General features: G+C 41.7%; 22 protein-coding genes and 1 tRNA gene. 9 read left to right on the top strand and 14 right to left on the bottom strand.

From position 1 onward, the window contains the following. Nucleotides 1-8: 8 nt before the first annotated feature. From PY364_RS07600 to PY364_RS07620, 5 genes are all read left to right on the top strand, one after another. Nucleotides 9-203, top strand: coding sequence for a hypothetical protein (locus PY364_RS07600; RefSeq protein WP_275521637.1), 195 nt, complete (start codon nucleotides 9-11; stop codon nucleotides 201-203). Continuing rightward, nucleotides 196-420 (top strand): hypothetical protein, encoded by a 225-nt coding sequence (locus PY364_RS07605; RefSeq protein ID WP_272037210.1) that lies wholly within the window; start codon nucleotides 196-198, stop codon nucleotides 418-420. Before PY364_RS07600 ends, PY364_RS07605 begins: the two co-directional genes overlap by 8 nt. A 68-nt stretch (nucleotides 421-488) precedes the next feature. Beyond that, entirely contained in the window at nucleotides 489-683 is a 195-nt protein-coding gene (locus PY364_RS07610) for a hypothetical protein (RefSeq protein WP_275521638.1), read from the top strand. Continuing rightward, nucleotides 676-900: a hypothetical protein gene (locus PY364_RS07615; protein WP_275521639.1), complete on the top strand. Its 225-nt coding sequence runs from the start codon at nucleotides 676-678 to the stop codon at nucleotides 898-900. The genes PY364_RS07610 and PY364_RS07615 overlap by 8 nt, the downstream gene beginning before the upstream one ends. A gap of 63 nt (nucleotides 901-963) precedes the next feature. Continuing rightward, entirely contained in the window at nucleotides 964-1,479 is a 516-nt protein-coding gene (locus PY364_RS07620; RefSeq protein WP_275521640.1) for a DUF29 family protein, read from the top strand. Nucleotides 1,480-1,482: 3 nt separating this feature from the next. Here PY364_RS07620 and PY364_RS07625 read toward each other — a convergent pair whose 3' ends face one another. The 4 genes from PY364_RS07625 to PY364_RS07640 all read right to left on the bottom strand — a co-directional run bounded on the left by PY364_RS07625 (nucleotide 1,483) and on the right by PY364_RS07640 (nucleotide 6,904). Then, nucleotides 1,483-2,670, bottom strand: coding sequence for a CapA family protein (locus PY364_RS07625; RefSeq protein ID WP_275521641.1), 1,188 nt, complete (start codon nucleotides 2,668-2,670; stop codon nucleotides 1,483-1,485). 116 nt (nucleotides 2,671-2,786) lie between these two features. Beyond that, nucleotides 2,787-4,565, bottom strand: a complete 1,779-nt coding sequence (locus tag PY364_RS07630; RefSeq protein WP_275521642.1) for an N-acetylmuramoyl-L-alanine amidase — start codon at nucleotides 4,563-4,565, stop codon at nucleotides 2,787-2,789. A gap of 200 nt (nucleotides 4,566-4,765) precedes the next feature. Next, the gene (locus PY364_RS07635) at nucleotides 4,766-6,454 is read right to left on the bottom strand and encodes an NAD-binding protein (RefSeq protein WP_275521643.1); all 1,689 of its coding nucleotides are present in this window, start codon (nucleotides 6,452-6,454) and stop codon (nucleotides 4,766-4,768) included. A 222-nt stretch (nucleotides 6,455-6,676) separates the two neighbouring features. Then, on the bottom strand, nucleotides 6,677-6,904 hold the full coding sequence (locus tag PY364_RS07640; protein WP_275521644.1) for a type II toxin-antitoxin system HicA family toxin: 228 nt from the start codon (nucleotides 6,902-6,904) through the stop codon (nucleotides 6,677-6,679). A gap of 140 nt (nucleotides 6,905-7,044) precedes the next feature. On the opposite strand from PY364_RS07640, the gene PY364_RS07645 reads away from it, so the two are divergent. Further along, nucleotides 7,045-7,389 (top strand): type II toxin-antitoxin system RelE/ParE family toxin, encoded by a 345-nt coding sequence (locus PY364_RS07645; RefSeq protein ID WP_275521645.1) that lies wholly within the window; start codon nucleotides 7,045-7,047, stop codon nucleotides 7,387-7,389. Beyond that, nucleotides 7,361-7,687: a transcriptional regulator gene (locus PY364_RS07650; RefSeq protein ID WP_275521646.1), complete on the top strand. Its 327-nt coding sequence runs from the start codon at nucleotides 7,361-7,363 to the stop codon at nucleotides 7,685-7,687. Before PY364_RS07645 ends, PY364_RS07650 begins: the two co-directional genes overlap by 29 nt. Nucleotides 7,688-8,075: 388 nt before the next feature. Here PY364_RS07650 and PY364_RS07655 read toward each other — a convergent pair whose 3' ends face one another. Further along, nucleotides 8,076-8,360, bottom strand: coding sequence for a hypothetical protein (locus PY364_RS07655; RefSeq protein ID WP_275521647.1), 285 nt, complete (start codon nucleotides 8,358-8,360; stop codon nucleotides 8,076-8,078). 220 nt (nucleotides 8,361-8,580) lie between these two features. Here PY364_RS07655 and PY364_RS07660 point away from each other — a divergent pair. Next, nucleotides 8,581-8,652: transfer RNA gene (locus tag PY364_RS07660), tRNA-Gly, on the top strand. A gap of 80 nt (nucleotides 8,653-8,732) precedes the next feature. Here the strand turns inward: PY364_RS07660 and PY364_RS07665 are convergent. The 6 genes from PY364_RS07665 to tkt all read right to left on the bottom strand — a co-directional run bounded on the left by PY364_RS07665 (nucleotide 8,733) and on the right by tkt (nucleotide 13,966). Next, on the bottom strand, nucleotides 8,733-8,975 hold the full coding sequence (locus PY364_RS07665; protein ID WP_275521648.1) for a YgiT-type zinc finger protein: 243 nt from the start codon (nucleotides 8,973-8,975) through the stop codon (nucleotides 8,733-8,735). Nucleotides 8,976-8,987: 12 nt separating this feature from the next. After that, nucleotides 8,988-9,212 (bottom strand): hypothetical protein, encoded by a 225-nt coding sequence (locus PY364_RS07670; RefSeq protein ID WP_275521649.1) that lies wholly within the window; start codon nucleotides 9,210-9,212, stop codon nucleotides 8,988-8,990. 115 nt (nucleotides 9,213-9,327) lie between these two features. Next, the gene (locus PY364_RS07675; protein WP_275521650.1) at nucleotides 9,328-9,693 is read right to left on the bottom strand and encodes an aspartyl protease; all 366 of its coding nucleotides are present in this window, start codon (nucleotides 9,691-9,693) and stop codon (nucleotides 9,328-9,330) included. Next, nucleotides 9,690-10,013, bottom strand: a complete 324-nt coding sequence (locus tag PY364_RS07680; RefSeq protein WP_275521651.1) for a hypothetical protein — start codon at nucleotides 10,011-10,013, stop codon at nucleotides 9,690-9,692. The genes PY364_RS07675 and PY364_RS07680 overlap by 4 nt, the downstream gene beginning before the upstream one ends. Before the next feature lie 172 nt (nucleotides 10,014-10,185). After that, on the bottom strand, nucleotides 10,186-11,550 hold the full coding sequence (locus PY364_RS07685; protein ID WP_275521652.1) for a protein kinase: 1,365 nt from the start codon (nucleotides 11,548-11,550) through the stop codon (nucleotides 10,186-10,188). 406 nt (nucleotides 11,551-11,956) lie between these two features. Continuing rightward, nucleotides 11,957-13,966, bottom strand: a complete 2,010-nt coding sequence (gene tkt / locus PY364_RS07690) for a transketolase (protein ID WP_275521653.1) — start codon at nucleotides 13,964-13,966, stop codon at nucleotides 11,957-11,959. 304 nt (nucleotides 13,967-14,270) lie between these two features. On the opposite strand from tkt, the gene PY364_RS07695 reads away from it, so the two are divergent. After that, nucleotides 14,271-14,450, top strand: a complete 180-nt coding sequence (locus tag PY364_RS07695) for a hypothetical protein (RefSeq protein WP_275521654.1) — start codon at nucleotides 14,271-14,273, stop codon at nucleotides 14,448-14,450. A gap of 65 nt (nucleotides 14,451-14,515) precedes the next feature. On the opposite strand, the gene PY364_RS07700 is transcribed toward PY364_RS07695, so the two are convergent. The 3 genes from PY364_RS07700 to PY364_RS07710 form a co-directional block, all read right to left on the bottom strand. Then, nucleotides 14,516-15,364 (bottom strand): ABC transporter permease, encoded by an 849-nt coding sequence (locus PY364_RS07700; RefSeq protein ID WP_275521655.1) that lies wholly within the window; start codon nucleotides 15,362-15,364, stop codon nucleotides 14,516-14,518. A 68-nt stretch (nucleotides 15,365-15,432) separates the two neighbouring features. Continuing rightward, nucleotides 15,433-16,368: an ABC transporter permease gene (locus PY364_RS07705; RefSeq protein WP_275521656.1), complete on the bottom strand. Its 936-nt coding sequence runs from the start codon at nucleotides 16,366-16,368 to the stop codon at nucleotides 15,433-15,435. Nucleotides 16,369-16,648: 280 nt separating this feature from the next. Next, nucleotides 16,649-17,779: a spermidine/putrescine ABC transporter substrate-binding protein gene (locus PY364_RS07710; RefSeq protein WP_275521657.1), complete on the bottom strand. Its 1,131-nt coding sequence runs from the start codon at nucleotides 17,777-17,779 to the stop codon at nucleotides 16,649-16,651. Nucleotides 17,780-17,866 lie beyond the last annotated feature (87 nt).

Raw genomic sequence — 17,866 nt, forward strand, 5'->3', positions numbered from 1 at the left:
GCATTATAATGGAGCCAACACCAGAACAACTTCGCACACTATATGTGACTGGACGACAATTAACAGCAGAACTCAAATGCTTAATTAGGTTAATTGACATTTTCCCCAATGGGGACTTGTGCATTGTTATTCAACCCAGACAATTCCCCGATCAACGTATAATTTTTTACATTTATCCCAATGGAGGTAAGCGATATGTCTGAAGATATCAAAGAACAACTCAAACAGCTAACGAATGATGAATTAATTGATTTTGCCCTAGAACATTTAGGGGAAGAAAATGAATATGTTCGGCACTTAGCCTTAATGGAACACCATGAGAGAGCTAAAAATGATCCAAACACAATAACGGATCTGCCTGGAGAAGATAAAGGTTTGCGATTGAAGTTGGCTCAGATAATGGATAAGGCAAGGCAATAAGTAAAAGTAAGGTGTGAATTACCACATTATACTAACAATATTGCCTTTTTGAAATCAACTTGATTATAATGGAGCCAACACCAGAACAACTTCGCACACTATATGTGACTACACACCAATTAACTGCACAGCTAAAATGCTTTATTCGGTTAGTTGACATATTCCCCAATGGAAAATTGTACATGGTGATTCAACCCCGGCAATTCGCAGACCAACGTATGATTGTTTACATCGATCCTAATGGAGATATAGAATATGTCTGAAGATATTAAAGAACAACTAAAACAGCTAACAAATGATGAATTGATTGATTTTGCCCTAGAACATTTGGGTGAAGAAAATGAATATGTAAGGCACTTAGCTATGATGGAACACTATGAGAGAATTAAAGACGATCCAAACACATTAAGAGATCCAGCAGGAGAATTTAAAAACTTGAAAGTGAAGTTGGCTCAGATAATGGATAAAGCAAAACAATAAGTAAGAGTAAGGTGGATTGTTTCCACCTTACAAAATCACTAGAAATATTGAGGCTAAAAAATAATGGTACAGGAATTAATAGACCTCAGAAATTGTATTTTAGAAAGTCGCTATGACGATGCTTTAGCAATTGTTGATGAGTTAGAGGGAATGAGTAAACAGGCAACTTTGCGGAATATTGGGTCTTTTTTACTAATTTTACTAATTCATTTAATTAAGAACCAAGTTGAACAACGGTTAACAAATTCTTGGGCTGCTTCTATTGCTAATTCTGTTAGAGGTATTAAAAAGCTAAATCTTAAGGATAATAAAACATCTTACTACATCAACGTGGATGAGTGGGAGCCTTTTCTAGAAGATGAATTAGAAGCCGCAATTCGCGAGGCTAGTAGGGAAGTGCTAGAAGGAAAATTAAGCCGCGTTCAACTTTCTCAAAGAGTTGATAGAGGGCAAATTATTTTGATTGCTAATAAGTTTCTTTATTTGACCTACTCTTATTCTAGACAGGAATTGGAAGATGCGATCGATGAATATTTGTCGCGTTTGCCTGGGGGTGAAGATTGGAATTTAGAGAGTTAAGAATTATTTTTTGCTACTCCCAGACTCAAGGTGACTATTCATTGCTCGCAAATTTTTCTCTAAAGCCGCATACTCTGTCTTTGCAAGAAGTTTATCATTCTTGTTATTCACAATAGCTTCTAATGGCAAAACTCGATAATTAAATTTACCATTCTGGCTGTAACGATGTACCCAAGTAGGAATTGCTTCCACTTTCCCAATTTCTATGGTTTTTTCTGGGAATTTTTTGCGGACATTTACGGTAAAAATAACTCCCAAGTCTTTATAATTCCCAATTTGACCAGAAATAAAATTACCCATTGAATAAATCACCACTGCTTTTCTAATACTACCATCTTTTCGTGGCAATTCAAAGATTTTATAAGGCTGCACAACGTGGGGATGACTACCGAGAATAATATCCGCACCTGCTTTGACTAAGCTATCAACGAGTTTTTTTTGTTGAGTATTTGGTTGACGCTGATACTCTTCGCCAAAATGCAGACTAATTGTCACTAAATCGGCTCCCTGCTTTCGCGCTTTGGCAATATCTTTAACTATTTTATGTTCATCAATTAGAGAGACAAGATAGTTTTTACCTTTGGGAATAGCGATGCCATTAGTTCCGTAAGTATAGGCTAATATTGCCATTGAAATATTATTTTTAGTAACTATTAAAATTTTCTCTGCTTCCTTGGCAGATGTGGCTGTACCTGTTGAAGCAAGTTCGCGATCGCGCACATTTTTAATAGTATTAATTATCCCCTTTTCTCCTCGATCTAAGGAATGATTATTAGCCGTTGTTAAAATATTAAATCCCGCACCTTTAACAGCATTTGCTAATTCTGCTGGTGCATTAAACAGTGGATATCCCGTATATCCTCCTGCATCTTCACCCGCTAAGGTTGTCTCTAAATTGCCAATTACCCAATCTCCAGTTAATAGAATTGGCTTAACTTCTGTGAAAAAGCTATCGAATTTATAAGTTTTATTCTGCGAGTCATAACCCGATTGCGTTTGACTTTTGTGCATCATAATGTCGCCAACAGCAATTAGTTTGGCTTCTTTTGTGTAAGATTGCAGTTTGACGGGAATGGAAGGTTTAGAAGGTGAACTATTGTCTGATATTGGCCTGCGATTGGGATTTTTGGGGACATTGCATCCTGAAAGAAAAAGAATGGTAATTATTAATAATAAATGTCTGATTTTCATCTTATTTTTAGCAGTTTTAGGCACTGTATAGCAATCGCCAAGACAGTTAGGAAAAATCGTGGTAAAATAACCGCCCAGAGGGCGGCGTTACGTAAAGCTTGCATAATTCCTATTTTTTATCGGGTAGCAAACCATTCAGTAATTCCTTGCGCGATCGCATTTGCTAACCTTTTCTGTTCTGTCGGGTTTACAATCCATTCAAACTCTACTGGATTAATCATAAATCCTAATTCCATTAATACAGATGGAGCTACAGCGGGACGAGTCATTGCTAAATTATTCCAGAATACGCCGTAGGTCGGGCGATCTAATTTTTCAACTAAATAATTGTGCAAAAACATTGCTAAACTGTGCGCTTGAGGATGAAACCAAAAAGCTCCAATTCCTTTAGTCTTAATCGCATCGCCGTTATCGGGTAAAGCATTGTAATGCAAAGAAATGGCGATTGCAGGTTCCTGTTTATTAATCATTTCTACCCTTGGCGGCAAATCTAAATCAATATCTTCCTCGCGTGTCATAATCACATTTGCACCCCGATTTACTAATTGTTCTCGTACCAACTTTGAGATAATCAAAGCCACACTTTTTTCACGATAACCTGTTGGCCCGATACCCCCCGTATCCTGTGGGCCACCATGTCCCGGATCGAGGAGTATTTTAATTCCTGCTAATGGCTTTTCTGTTGTACTAATTTTCGCCCCTAGAGGTGGATGTTTCAGAGATAGGATTAAAGTTGTCCCCTCATATCTCAACTTATAACCCCAATGTTGAGCGGATTTGAGATTGAAAGTATATTGCACTTGTTGAGGAGATATTTGTTGCCAGTCTAAACGCGAAATTACTGGGTCATCATCGAGGCGAATAATGTCAGTTTGAGCAGTGGTATTATATAATGTTAGAATAAAGGTTCGTTCTCCCTGCTGTACGGCTACTGGAACTGCTACTTCTAAGGGAAATCGTACCTCTGTCCACTCGCCAACTTGACGCGCACTGGCACTGCGAATTAGCGATCGCACTGGCACTGCATCTTTGATAATCCGCACTTCTGAGGCTTTAATCCAGGCTCCATAATCCAATCTTAGCCACTCTCCCTCGCGGGATACGATCGCGGCCCTAGTTCCCTTTGGGAGGGGTGTCAAGCGCGAGAAATCCGTACTGGGGCCCGTTCTAGCAACACCCGCATCTGCGGTTACTTCCGCTACTTCAAATTGAGTCGGAGACAAAATTGTAATCTTGCCAGTACCTTGTTGAGTCACAGTTTGACCGTTTACTGTTAGTTGAAATTGGGGTAATCCTAAATCTAGTTTAGCTTTTTCTCCCGTTTCTAAGGATATTTGAGCGCAACCTTGGTACTGTCCGATCGCGCTTTTCTCAGGGGAATTTCCTCCAACTAATACAGCCTTATTGTCTGGCAAATCGACTTGCGATCGCGCCATTAAAGGAATCGTCTCACCCGCCAATTTTACTGAAACCTGCGCGTCAGGAGGTGCGATCGCGCTGAAGCAAATTAACTCTCCAGGCATTCTCGCTATATCCTGTGATGGCATCAGCGAAGCTTTGGCAAACGTCGCACCCACAGGCACTTCTGGCTGATTTGACTTGCGCGTTACCTTAATTTTTACTTCCTGATTTTCATAGCGCAAACTAAAGCTATTTTCTCCTAGCTGCAAGGGGAAAGTCGGAGCAAAATGTCCTGCTGGACTGCGGTTTTCAATGGGTTTATCATTGACAAAAACCTGTCCTTGTGCGGGTGCAGTGCCGATTAAGAAAATGCGATCGGTAGTCGTTTCGTGATTAGCAGGAGGATAGGCAACAAATAAAGGTTGAGCTGCTACGGCTACGGATGCGATCGCCACAATTATTCCTAATACCAATAATCCTAAAATTTTTCTCATTGTAAATCCGCCTGAAATGGAAGTGGGAACTGCTCTATTTTCCCCACATATCATAGAATTCTACACAAGACTTACGCACATCGAGGTCAGAAACCCGGTTTCTTTGTAAATCTCTCGTTAAGAAACCAAGGATTTTTCACAGAAACCCATTTTCTTTGTGTAATCCCTACTACAATACCCTATTTTTTCCCCTTCCCTTTTCAATTTCTAATTAATTCCGTAGATACTGCTCTCCATAATTGCTCTAGTCTATTCGCTGGCATAGTCAAATACAAGATATCCCCAGCACTAAGGGAAAAGTTTAGCAAATCCCAGCCGTGAATTGTTTGGCAATTAGTTTCGGCGTATAAAGGTACAAAGTCAGCAGACATAGCAGCATCTTGAATGCGCTGGCCGCAAAAGGGATGTCCTGGTGTAATTAATGTTGCCAAGGCAACCCAAAGGCTATCTAATGTCATTCCATTACCAAAAATTCGCCCTCCAATTGCTGCCGCAGCGAAGGCAGGAGCGGCTATTTCTGTCGGACTTAATACGGCTTCAAATTCAAAAACTTGCTGCACCATGAGTGCAAAATGTGGGTCTTGATTGCGAACAATAACTGGCAGTTTGGGAGCTAATCCTTTAGCGCTTAAGGCAATTTCTAAATTTGACATATCGCTGCTAGTAACTGCTAATAGCGCTTCGGCTTGTTTAATATTAGCTTCTTCTAGGATTGAAGATAAACTTGCATCTCCTTTAATTACGGGAATTTTTAAGGAGCGAGCGGTGCTGAGGAATCGATTGTTAGAGTCGCTGTCTATGACTGCAACTTCATGGCCGTTGGCTTGGAGTTGTTTGGCAATCTGTACTCCTATGCCTCCTAGACCACAAATTATATAGTGATTTCGCTGGGGAATTCGTGCAGCATCCCAATATTCTCTTAGGCGGGTTCCTAATATAAAATCGTTGAGAAGTGCGTAGAATAGGCCGATCATTCCGGCCCCAACTAACATCATAATAACTGTGAATATTTTAATACTATCAGGAGCATTTTCTACTACTTTATCGTTGCCTCCAGCTCCGGTAATCATGCCGACTGAAAAATAGAAAGAATCAACTAGAGAGATATGAAAATTTACAGTTGTATATGTGAATGTGGCTGCTAGAATTATTAGTAAAAGAGTGAGGCTAACGCTGACGGCTGATTTAGTTTGCTGCTGAAGTCGCCGTAAATTAGTGATGATTTTAAGTAGTTTTTGGCTAAAAGTTTTGCGGCGCGATCGCACGCTGGGTTGAGTAGCAATAATCAAGCGATCGCCTGCCTGCAAATATCCATGAGATAATACGGCTGATATCAGGTCAATTTTATTATCCGCTGGCAGATAATAGATTAGCATTCGGGAGCGCTCCTCCCACAAATCTCTCAGTTTTCGACCTTTCCAGGGATGATTTTCATCGATATATTCTTCGTGAATCGGCCAAGTCTGGTTAAATAGGCGCAACTGTCCAATGGCTTGATTGCCAAGAGCTGCAAAGGAAAACACGGGAGCGGCTAAGGAGGAAACGCTCATTGTGGTATGCTCCGGCAGGGTATGATCTAGGCGATCGCCAAGGCTGGTATTGAAGAGGCGGTTAATGATGCGAATTTTAGGATTGAGAATCCTTGCTTGCATCAAAATTGCCAAGTTTACGGCATCGTCATCTCCCGCTAAGACGAGGGTGTGAGCGTTTTGAATGCCGGCAGCCAATAAACTTGAGGCTGCTTGCAAGTTGCCTACTACGACATCGGAACCTTCACATCTTAAAGGGCGATCGCTGATACCAACAACGATCGCGCCTTGCTGTCTTAACAAACAGAAAATCTTGTACCCTGTGCGACCTAAGCCGCAAACTATGATTCGAGGTTTCATAGAAAGTTAGTTGCAATACAATCTAGGAGTTGCCTAGATTGTGCAATTTACTATTATCCAGTGCTGGTACTTGGAAGATTGTAGCTAAAAATACTATTGGACATTTTGATTTAAAATTCCTGTGGTCTGATTTTAATAGGATTTCAAGTGATGATTTTAAGTAGTTTTTGGCTAAAAGTTTGGCGGCGCGATCGCGGATCGGAGAAACTGGGTTATTGGTATTTATAAATTCGCGATAAACTCATCAGGTGTGACTTTTGCTTGCTTTAGAACACCGCTGAGTGTCCCAATTTTTAATTCGCGGTGGATTGGTACAATGCAAACAATTTCTCCGTCTGGGAGAGGTTTTTTAAGGACAACATGGCTACCCGTTTGTCTAGCTTCATAAAAGTCTAAACGTTCTAATACACGAATTGCTTCTAGGCTTGATATTCTGGGTAATCTAGGCATAGATAACCTCTATGCTAGTGACAAACCTGGGACTTATTTCGGGTAAGGGACACTCTTCTTTAATCAGGCTAAGATAGTCTTGCTAAGAGTAGCGATCAGCTACCTCTCATCTTCAAATCCTGATTGCCTATGTTAAAATTATGGAAGTTCAACCACGAGAATTACATAACTACCTAAAAACCGATGGGACAAGTCCCTTTCAAGGATGGCTTGATTCCCTTCAAGATACTAAAACTGTATCTAAAATCAAGAAGCGACTGCGGCGAGTTGAGCTTGGCAATCTGGGAGATTATCAGTCAGTAGGAGAGGGAGTTTATGAACTTAAAATTGATTATGGCCCTGGCTATCGAGTTTATTTTGGACAAATCGGATTAACAATTGTGTTGTTGCTATGTGGCGGTGATAAAAGCACTCAAGAGCAAGATATTAGCCAAGCTAAAAAATACTGGAGAGATTATGAAAGAACTCAAAGTGCCAACAAGTAGAAGCTACCATGAATACTTAATTTCTTCTTTGAAAACCCCAGAAAGTGCTGCTGGCTATATCGAGGTTATGTTGGAATTGGAGTCAGAAGGGCCTGAGCCTGAATTGCTGCGAGCAGGATTTAAAGATGTGGTGGATGCTTATTTACAGATGAATAAGTTATCGGTGGAAGGTAAACTGATTTATGAGAAACTAGATCGGATGTTGTCTGAAAGTGGGGGTGAGGAAATTTATACTTTGATCGCTTTACTAGATAAACTGGGGTTACAGTTAGCTGTCACTGTAAAAGAGGTTAACTAATAAAGGATTTAGGGGCGATGCCTGCGGCTGGCTACGCCTACGCCCTATACAGCGGTTCCCGCTGTTATGAGGTACAGTAGCAGCAATTAGTAAACCAATTTCTTAAATGTTGAGGATTTATTAATTTGAGTGCAACTGCAATTATAGTATCAACCATTTCTGTTGTAGTTGGAGAAAAGCTTCGTAAAAAAGACTTAAGTTGAGACCACCATACAGCGGTTCCCGCTGTTATGAGGTACAGTAGCAGCAATTAGCAAACCAATTTCTTAAATGTTGAGGATTCATTAATTTAAGTGCAACTGCAATTATAGTATCAACCATTTCTGTTGTAGTTGGAGAAAAGCTTCGTAAAAAACACTTAAGTTGAGACCACCATAATTCAATGGGGTTAAAATCTGGAGAATATGGCACTTCGACTTACCCAATTCCCAGTATGTGCCGCAAATAATTCACAAAATTCTAGTAAAGTTGCATCAGGATTTTCTGCTACCATTATCCTTAAATCTGCTTCAGAATTTTTGAGGTGGCTGAACTGGGGCTTCCCTCGTTGTTTAGGTTGTAAATTTCCATCAACTCGTTGTTGTTTTACCAGTTTTTGGACTAAACTTTTACTAACAGAGAATTTAGCTGCCACTTTTCTAATGGATATATTTTCCACAAGATGTGCGAGCACTATTTTTTTTCGTAGATAAGATTGAAAATGGTTTCATTTAGAAATAATGTTTTTGCTATTTGTTATTTTAGTGTATCACATTACAGCGGGAACCGCTGTAAGTGTGGAATCTAGTGTAATATAAGTTTTCAGCATGAAATTAGAGGGAAAGCATGATATTTTTTAATCTACTTGCATTCCATTCAGGCAAAAGGTAAAATTGAATAATCGAAAAGTTAGCGCGGATGTAATTCAGTGGTAGAATGTCAGCTTCCCATGCTGAACGTCGTGGGTTCGAGTCCCATCGTCCGCTTTAATCGTATACTTAATATTAATTTTGGTAGAAATACCTCAATGCGATTGCTTCACTTCGTTCGCAATGACAGATAGCATCTACCCAACACGAAAAGATTGCCCCATCGCTTGAAATTCTTGAGTTTCTTCCCGCTGTAATTTCTGTCTAATTTTGGCAAATTTCCTAACTGTTTCCACGGGATATAAGCGTTCTCCACAGCTTAGGCAAACTTCAGCGGATACTTTTAAGATAGCTGTATGATTGCCACCTCGTAAAAGTTTATCGACTTCTTTTGTCACCATTTCACCGCCGCAAATTGGGCATTTTTCTACAGATAGCATATTTAATTTCTCTTATGCAAATACGACTTCTACAGCTTTCGGCAATTCAATCGGTACAAAATATGCAACTGGATACAAATAATCTTCGCCTGATTCATCAATAACTCGGATAAATTGATGTTCCGCAGCGCGATTATCTGGTATTATTTGATAGATTTTTCGCACTTCCAAGGATGCTTGATATTCTTGATTGTTAATGCAAACTACAAATCTAGTTTCTAAGTTAAACTTCAACATATTTGCCTAAAGTAGTCAGTTCAGAAGCAGTTGCATCTTTCAGGAACCTATCTCAAAACTCCGCAAAATGTTTATTACCCCATAATTCATCTTTCAGCGTTTTTAAGTTCCAACTTTACCCCAAATTCAGCACTCCCGCAGGCAAATCTATCAGCAACCGTTTAGTTTTCAGCCACTCCATCCCGATGAGAACTTCTGGGATACCGTCTCCTGCTACAACAGGGACATTAAATTCTTGGCCATCAATTTGTACAGTGCCGATATAAATATTAAAATCACTTTCTCCCTGTGCAGTTTTCATGGGATACTCATCATCTACAAACATCCAGCCAAAATCTAAATCCTGGCTATTGATCGCTAACCAACCTGTAAAACCTGTATCTAGTAGCGCGTCTAAAAACATAACTTCGCCATCAGCAGATACCAAGCCTATTTCAAAAAATAGTTGATTTGTATCCTCATCAAACCTCCCTTGAATCATAAGATGCTGCCACAAACTCCGCTTTCATTCAAGCGGCGTACAACCATAAGTTTTTGAGGAGGATTTGCCAGTAGCTTTTGAAAAGCAACGAGTTGATCTTTCTCAATAAAGTATTCACCGCTATCCGGGTCGATAACAATATACCAATTGTAGTGAGTTGGCATCAGTTCGTCGCGGACTCGTTCAAAAATAGGGCGACATCGCTGCCACCGCGCTTGACTTTCTGCTTTTTGCTTGGCTTTTTCTTCGGGAGAAATTGGGGGTTTTATGTATTGTTTGGGGATGCGGCGGGGTTTCCATCCAGGAGGTGCTGCGATCATAGGTATTTGTAGTGGGTATATCTCCATTTTAGCAAAAATTTATATCTCCTGGGGCCCAGAAACCGAGGTTTTTTGGCGAATCCGCAGGCCGTAACGAAGTATTGTAGAATTGGCGTGGTTGGTGGTGAAAGCCTCTGTATAAATCTTAATGAAAGCCCGAAACGCTTAGATGTTAAACTTTACAAGTCTCGACTGGCAAAACTTGCAACTGAACCGTATGCTGGCTAGTTGCCCCTGAATCTGCCTCTAAATTTGCTAAACAGCATAGTTCCCAAATCCCAGGTTTAAGGCTAGTGTAAGGAATGACAACCATTAACCCTTCGGGGTTAGTCCGAGTCGAACGCTTCTGGACTCGTCGCTGGGAAGGTACTTCATCCGTAAGCTGATGAGTAATGCGAACTTCCATCTCCGCATTGGCAAGCATAGAACAGGCCACAACGCGGTAGCGGCCTTCTATAATTTCCACATCGCCCGATTCCAGAGGAAACCAGCGGCGATCGCCCTCTTTCTGTAGCAGAAATTCCCAGTTTTTTTCGCTGGTTCTCCCTGCTACTTCCAGCATTTTTTTACCCGTTTCCTCATCCGCCTCTTTCCATTTTCTGCTAGCCAATAGCCGATCGAGTTGATTATAATCGACTCCTTTTGCTGAAATCAATTTTACAGGTTGTGGCTGTAGCTGCGGGCTAAAAATCTTTGGTGGAATAACCCTTCCTGTATTGCGAAGGGAAGCTTGGGGAAGCATAGCCAACCATTTTTCAACCGATTGAGGACGCTTTGTTGCCTCCATTTCTATCCCTTTCATAATTGCTCGCTGTACAGCATCGCTAATATTAGGATTGAGCTGAAACGGCGGCTTTAAAGGATGATTTAAAGCTCTCAAAGATGCAGCAGTTGGTGGTTTCTTTGTGAGCATATAATAAAGCGTTGCTGCCAGAGCATAAACATCTGTGTAGTCACCAAATCTGCCAATTTCGCGGTACTGTTCGGGAGGAGCAAAACCATGTGTTAGCCCAAAAGTGATTTGCTGAGTGCGATCTGGAATAAAACCCCGTGCCAAACCAAAGTCAATCAAAACTGCATCGTGATTATCGCGCACCATAATGTTTTGTGGCTTAATATCCCGATGCAGCAAACCTTTTTCGTGAACAACAATCAGTGCTTCTCCCACTTTACAGATGTAGCTTAAAGCTTCTATTTCCGACAGAATACCGCGCTTTTCTACCCAATTCCACAAATTTTCCCCTGCCACATATTCCATCGCAATGCAAGGCAAATTACCCTCAGTGAAATAGTTGTCTATTTGTACAATATTGGGATGTCTGCATAAAGATAGCGTTAGCGCCTCTTTCAGGAAGTTGTCCCGACACTGGGTAAAATTTGGAGCGCTCAATAATTCATCTTTCAGCGTTTTGATGACAACCCGCTGCTCGCTTTGCGCCTTCTTCGCTAGGTAAGTAACCCCAAAGCCGCCCTCGCCTATCTTGTGCTTAATAGTATAGCGATCGCCGTATAACCTCTGCCCTGGTACCCAAACCATTCCCCTCACCGCCAGCCAATATTAATGTTGAGCTCAGCTTATTAGCCTGTATTTTAACAGTTTCGAGCGTTCGGCGATTGAAATCGCATCTACACAAACAAAGTCCGCCTACGCGGACTAAAGAATAAAGGAGGTATTTAAGCCAGATTTGGTATTACACCCAACCTACTTTCCTGGCGATTTCTTACCATTATCGCACAACAAAAATGGGGTAGGTAAAATACCCACCCCATAAGAAATTTAGACCAAATCCGAGTTAAATATCCCCGTTATTTCTTAGTCCGCGTAGGCGGACTTCGTTTGTGTAGTCGCGGTTTCAACCGCCGAACTACTGTTGCTGCTGCTACTACTGCTGGATCTTCGATCGAGAGAATATTTAACCCAGATTTGGTACGATCGGTTAAAATTAACCTAGAACTTCTTTAGCCTTAGCTACCACATTATCAACCGTGTAACCAAACTTCTCCAAGGCCACATTACCAGGTGCAGAAACACCAAAACGTTCAATGCTAAGCATCGCACCTTCAGAGCCAAAATAACGCTCCCAACCGAAGCTAACGCCAGCTTCAACTACTAAGCGCTTCTTCACAGCTTTTGGTAACACAGATTCGCGATAAGCAGCATCTTGTTCCTCGAATAATTCCCAGCAAGGGAAGGAAACAACGCGCACTTTCTTACCTGCTGCACGTAACTTTTCAGCCGCATCTACGCAGAGGTGAGTTTCGCCACCAGTACCGATTAAAATGATGTCAGGAGTACCACCATCATCTGATAAAATGTAGGCTCCCTTAGCAACACCTTCAATCGAAGCACCAGCCAAGTTAGGCAAGTTTTGACGAGAGAAAGCCATCAAAGTTGGACGATGACGATTTTCAATTGCGATCTTATAAGCGCCTGATGTTTCATTGCCATCAGCAGGACGAATTACTAACAAATTCGGAATTACCCGCAAAGAAGCAACTGTTTCAACTGGTTGGTGAGTGGGGCCATCTTCACCTAATGCAACGGAGTCGTGAGTCATTACATAAATCACGCCAGCTTCCGATAATGCAGAGAGGCGAATTGCTGCCCGCATATAGTCAGCAAATACTAAGAAGGTAGCGCAATAAGGGATTAATCCTGAGTTGTCGAGGACAATGCCATTACAAATCGCGCCCATGCCATGTTCGCGGACTCCAAAGTGGATGTTACGGTTTTCGTAATGTCCTTTTTGGAAGTTACCGATTCCTTTTAACTCTGTATAGTTAGAGTGGGTAAGGTCAGCAGAACCACCGATTAATTCTGGTATAACTTTCGCGATCGCATTCAGCGTAATTTCTGAATGCTTCCGAGTTGCCAAAGCCTTATCAGCGGGGGTATAAACAGGCAAAGCCTTCTGCCAACCTTCAGGCAATTTACCGCTACTCATCCGCTCAAATTCAGCGGCTTCTGCGGGATATTTAGCCTTATATTGAGCTAAAGCTTGATTCCATTCTGCCTCTGCTGCTGCACCGCGATCGACTGCTTTGCGGAAGTGATTTAAGGCATTTTCAGGTATAACAAAGGGTTCGTATTCCCAGCCCAATTTATCGCGGGTAAGTTTCACTTCGTCTGTGCCTAAAGCCGCGCCGTGAGCATCGGCGGTATTCTGTTTATTAGGAGAACCATAACCGATAGTTGTTGTCACCTTAATCATCGATGGTTTATCGGTGACAGCCTTTGCCTCTGCGATCGCCTTAGCAATTGCTTCTAAATCCGTGTTACCTTCAGTTACGTGCAGAACGTGCCAGCCGTAAGCTTCAAACCGCTTGCTGACATCTTCAGTAAAGGCGATATCGGTAGAACCATCAATAGAGATGTGGTTATCGTCATAAAGGGCAATCAATTTGCCTAATCCCTGGTGTCCCGCAAAGGAACAAGCTTCACCAGAAACGCCTTCCATGTTACAGCCATCGCCCAGGATGACGTAGGTGTAGTGATCTACAATTGTGGCATCAGGCTTGTTAAACCTAGCAGCTAAGTGAGCTTCTGCGATCGCTAAACCTACACCATTACAAATTCCTTGTCCCAGAGGGCCAGTGGTGACTTCCACCCCAGAAGTCATAAAGTTTTCTGGGTGGCCGGGGGTTCTGGACTCCAACTGACGGAATTGCTTAATGTCATCAATAGTGACGCTATCGTAGCCAGTTAAGTGCAGTAGGGCATACTGAAGCATACAGCCATGACCCGCCGAGAGCACGAAGCGATCGCGATTGAACCACTTAGGATTTTTGGGATTAAACCGCATAAAGCGATCCCAGAGCACAAACGCCATAGGCGCTGCGCCCATCGGTAGTCCGGGGTGGCCAGATTTTGCCTTTTCTACAGCGTCGATGGCTAGAAAGCGGATCGAGTTGATGCAGAGTGTTTCGAGTGATACTTGGGTTGCAACAGCCATAGTTGTCTTTATATATGCCGAGTGTGTGTGTGAGTGTCCGATAGTAGAGATTGTTTAATTTGCGTCTCTACAGTTTCAGTTGCTCTGGAATCGCCGTGAGGCTGCATTACAGATCATCCCACCAGTTGGACAGCCAAGCAAGATGATTTCAGGGCTTGTTATCCTTCGATCGAGGGGATAAATGTCTGGCAGTATGAAGGTTAAGTGCGATTTGGAGATAAAAGCGCTTCGCCGGTAAGGAGGCAAGGTGCGATCGCCATCGAAAATAAGCTAACCTTTTAGCTTGAAGGCTATAAAATTTTATATGGAAATGTTAGGCTGTTCTCCCACCGAAATAGCACCGCTAAGAAGTTTATCTCCTTCCCCAAATACTCTGAAATTGAGTCTAGAAGTCTGCATCACCATCAAACAAAGTACGGATATTTTACACCGTACTGAGAAGTGGGTAGATCGGCAATTAGAACCATCTCTCTCTCATGTTTAAATTAAATTATAGGAGGACGTAGGAGGCAGAAGGCAGAGAGAATTATAGCAAAGGTTTCAGTTGTTTTACTTGGCTCGTCTCTGTTCGCTTCGCATCCTCAGAAATTCCGCGATCAGAGCCATGCCTCCCGATACTACCATCAAGATTACACTCAAAGCATTAATATCAGGTTTAACTCCAGTCCGAATCCGGCTAAAAATTTCTAGCGGTAGAGTTGTTGAACCGCTTCCTGCGGTAAAACTGGCAATCAAAAAGTCATCCATACTGAGCACAAAAGACAACAAGCATCCAGATATAATTCCAGGCATTAATTGCGGCAACAAAACTTTGACAAAAGCTTCCACAGGAGTTGCTCCTAAATCAAGAGCAGCTTCTTCTAAATAGGGATTAAGGTCTGCTAACCTCGTAGAGACAACTAACCCAACATAAGCGAGGCAAAATACTACATGAGCCGCTACAATTGTCCACAAACTGAGAGGAATAGCCACTGCGGCTAAAAATACTAGAGTAGCAACTGCGATCGCGATATCGGGAATAATCAAAGGCAAGTAGGAAACCCCCTGATACAAACTCTTACCTGGAAACTTGTAACGAGCCAAACCTACCGCCATTAGAGTACCAAAAACTGCCGAAATTCCCACAGCACAAAAAGCCACAATTAAGCTATTTTGCAAAGCACTTAAAATCCGACTATCGCTAAATAATTTGACGTACCAGTTTAATGTAAATCCTTTCCAACCCGCACTAAATGCAGACTTATTAAAACTATAAAAAGTCAGCACAAAGATTGGCAGGTACATATAGAAAAACATCAAAACTGCAAATACAACCTGCCAAGAAACCCGAAATTTAGGTTTGGGGTGCAACATATCTAATGGTAATTCCTCCTCTTGATTGCTCACAGCTTCTCCCATCAAGTGATTTTAAATTTCTAACAGTTAACAGTTAACAGTTAACCGTTAACAGTTAACCGTTAACAGATTTAGATTGCTTTGCGATCGCCATACTTCAGCAAAAGCGCGATCGCGATACTTACAGCAAAAATTAACACCATACTCATCGCAGAGCCAAGACCCCAATTTTGAGTCGCTCCCAAAAATTGATTATAAATCAATCTAGCCGAAGTCATGCTAGAAGCACCCCCCAACAACTCTGGATCGACAAAATCTCCCAAACAACTGATAAATACTAGCAAAGAACCAGCCGCAATTCCAGGCATTGTTTGCGGTACAGTAACTTTCCAGAAAGTTTCTACAGGATTCGCACCCAAATCAGCAGATGCCTCCAACAACCGTCTATCTAGTTTTTCCAGAGAAGCGTAGAGAATTGTAACAATATAGGGCAGATAGCTATAAGTCATGCCAATCAAAACAGCGGGACTGCGGTTAAGCAACTCCACAGCGGGGAGTCCTACAACTGTCAGTATAGTATTGAGAACACCCGTAGGTCGCAGTATTGTAATCCAGGCATAAGAGCGTAGCAGAGAAGAAGTCCACAGCGGCAGCACAAAGCCTAGCAAAATCAAATTTCGCCACCGCTTCGAGACATTGATGGCAATCCAGTAAGCAACTGGAAATCCCAACAGCAAACAGAAAAAAGTCGTACCAGTTGCGAAAGACAACGATCTACCGATTACTCTTAAGTTTGTCCAAGAGAATCTAGATAACTGGCATTTATCAAAGCCAAAAACCCGACAATAGTTCTCAATCCCAGAAGGATTTACCAATTCTCCCGGTTTAATATTGGGTACTAAACTTAATTCTAAGATCACCAGAGTTGGTAACACCAACAATAGAGCTAACCATAAGCCAGAAGGGCCTAGCAATGTGAAAGGCCCTATTAATTTTGACCAAATTTGACCAGCAATAGTTTTAAATCCTGAAGCAGATTGCGGAGAATTTTTAGTCGATACAGCCATAATTGTTAGTGGTTAGTGGTTAGTGGTTAGTGGTTAGTGGTTAATTGGTTAGTGGTTAGTGGTTAGTGGTTAGTGGTTAGTGGTTAATTGGTAATTGGTAATTAATAGTTGGTAATTGGTAATTGGTAATTGGTAATTGGCAATTGGTAATTGATGATTTGTAATGATTAGCTGTTGGTTGTTGTGTTGTGTTTTTTTACTAACAACTAACAACTAACAACGAACAACTAACAACTAACCACTAACCACTAACCACTAACCACTAACCACTAACCACTAACTATTCACTTGTAAGTTTAGTCCAATATCGATCATAAATTGCAGTAAATTTCCCTACTGGAGCGATGCTTTCGCACGTTTTCAAAGTTTCTTCAGAGGGAAACAAAATCTCATTTTCGCGGACTTCTGGTGGTAACAACTCAAAAGCTTCTTGCGAAGGAGTCGCAAAGCTCAGCCGCTCTATTATAGATGCTGCTATATCCCCTTGCAGCATAAAGTTTATCCATTTATAAGCAGCTTCGGGATTGGGAGCAGATTTGGGAATTACCAGCGTGTCAGTCCACAGGGAAGAACCACTTTTAGGTACAACATACTGTAATTTATTATTTTCTGGAATCACCTCATTAGCATCTGACGAAAAACACATTGCCACCTTTAGATCCCCAGCTAATATCTGAGGTCGCCAAGCATCTGTATTAAAAGAAGCAAGGTCTGGTTTTAATTGTGCTAATTTTTCATAAGCTTTTTTTATTTCATCAGCATTCGTGGTATTCAGAGAGTAGCCCAGCATCCGTAGCGAAACCCCCATTACTTCTCGGAGATCGTTGAGCAGCGTCATTCGCTTAGATAATTTCTTCTGATTATTCCAGAGATAATCCCAATCCTCTATCTTACCGTTAATTTGTTCTGTGTTGTAAATTAACCCAGTAGTTCCCCATGCAAAAGGTACACTATAGCGGTTTCCGGGGTCATAAACAGGACTTTGGAATTTCTTTATAAGTCGATCTAAACCTGCTAAAAGTGAGTGATCGAGTTCAGTTAGCAAGCCCAGTTTGCTCATTTGGAGCACCATGTAGTCAGACGGGTAAATGATGCTGTAAGCCCCGCCGCCACCGGCTTGAATTCGAGCTAGCATTCCTTCATTGGAATCGAATACGTCTGCAATTACTTGGATACCAGTTTTCTCGGCAAAACGATTGATTAGAGCCTCATCTGTGTAGCCAGACCAAGTGTAGATATAGAGTTTGTTAGAAGCACTCTTAACAATGGGAGCAGATTGCACGTCTGCCAGCCGCCAGCCGCAGCTAGAAAGCGTCAATCCTGACAATGCCGCTGCTGACGTTTGTAGGAATTTACGCCGAGTTGAGCTTGTGCTGTTGAGCCTATAAGTGGGTAAATTAGTCGGAGGCACAGATTGAAAGATTGGTAATTGTTAACTGTTAACTGTTAACTGTTAACTGTTAACTGTTAACTGGTAATTGTTAACTGTTAACTGTTA

Source organism: Kamptonema sp. UHCC 0994 (assembly GCF_029167235.1).
In the GTDB taxonomy this organism is placed as follows: Bacteria; Cyanobacteriota; Cyanobacteriia; order Cyanobacteriales; family Microcoleaceae; genus Kamptonema.

What these genes read in the sequence shown, in the direction of transcription:
- PY364_RS07600 (WP_275521637.1), top strand. Translation starts at nt 9, where the DNA reads ATGGAGCCAACACCAGAACAACTTCGCACACTATATGTGACTGGACGA.
- PY364_RS07605 (WP_272037210.1), top strand. Translation starts at nt 196, where the DNA reads ATGTCTGAAGATATCAAAGAACAACTCAAACAGCTAACGAATGATGAA.
- PY364_RS07610 (WP_275521638.1), top strand. Translation starts at nt 489, where the DNA reads ATGGAGCCAACACCAGAACAACTTCGCACACTATATGTGACTACACAC.
- PY364_RS07615 (WP_275521639.1), top strand. Translation starts at nt 676, where the DNA reads ATGTCTGAAGATATTAAAGAACAACTAAAACAGCTAACAAATGATGAA.
- PY364_RS07620 (WP_275521640.1), top strand. Translation starts at nt 964, where the DNA reads ATGGTACAGGAATTAATAGACCTCAGAAATTGTATTTTAGAAAGTCGC.
- PY364_RS07625 (WP_275521641.1), bottom strand. Translation starts at nt 2,670, where the DNA reads ATGAAAATCAGACATTTATTATTAATAATTACCATTCTTTTTCTTTCA.
- PY364_RS07630 (WP_275521642.1), bottom strand. Translation starts at nt 4,565, where the DNA reads ATGAGAAAAATTTTAGGATTATTGGTATTAGGAATAATTGTGGCGATC.
- PY364_RS07635 (WP_275521643.1), bottom strand. Translation starts at nt 6,454, where the DNA reads ATGAAACCTCGAATCATAGTTTGCGGCTTAGGTCGCACAGGGTACAAG.
- PY364_RS07640 (WP_275521644.1), bottom strand. Translation starts at nt 6,904, where the DNA reads ATGCCTAGATTACCCAGAATATCAAGCCTAGAAGCAATTCGTGTATTA.
- PY364_RS07645 (WP_275521645.1), top strand. Translation starts at nt 7,045, where the DNA reads ATGGAAGTTCAACCACGAGAATTACATAACTACCTAAAAACCGATGGG.
- PY364_RS07650 (WP_275521646.1), top strand. Translation starts at nt 7,361, where the DNA reads ATGAAAGAACTCAAAGTGCCAACAAGTAGAAGCTACCATGAATACTTA.
- PY364_RS07665 (WP_275521648.1), bottom strand. Translation starts at nt 8,975, where the DNA reads ATGCTATCTGTAGAAAAATGCCCAATTTGCGGCGGTGAAATGGTGACA.
- PY364_RS07670 (WP_275521649.1), bottom strand. Translation starts at nt 9,212, where the DNA reads ATGTTGAAGTTTAACTTAGAAACTAGATTTGTAGTTTGCATTAACAAT.
- PY364_RS07675 (WP_275521650.1), bottom strand. Translation starts at nt 9,693, where the DNA reads ATGATTCAAGGGAGGTTTGATGAGGATACAAATCAACTATTTTTTGAA.
- PY364_RS07680 (WP_275521651.1), bottom strand. Translation starts at nt 10,013, where the DNA reads ATGATCGCAGCACCTCCTGGATGGAAACCCCGCCGCATCCCCAAACAA.
- PY364_RS07685 (WP_275521652.1), bottom strand. Translation starts at nt 11,550, where the DNA reads ATGGTTTGGGTACCAGGGCAGAGGTTATACGGCGATCGCTATACTATT.
- tkt (WP_275521653.1), bottom strand. Translation starts at nt 13,966, where the DNA reads ATGGCTGTTGCAACCCAAGTATCACTCGAAACACTCTGCATCAACTCG.
- PY364_RS07695 (WP_275521654.1), top strand. Translation starts at nt 14,271, where the DNA reads ATGGAAATGTTAGGCTGTTCTCCCACCGAAATAGCACCGCTAAGAAGT.
- PY364_RS07700 (WP_275521655.1), bottom strand. Translation starts at nt 15,364, where the DNA reads ATGGGAGAAGCTGTGAGCAATCAAGAGGAGGAATTACCATTAGATATG.
- PY364_RS07705 (WP_275521656.1), bottom strand. Translation starts at nt 16,368, where the DNA reads ATGGCTGTATCGACTAAAAATTCTCCGCAATCTGCTTCAGGATTTAAA.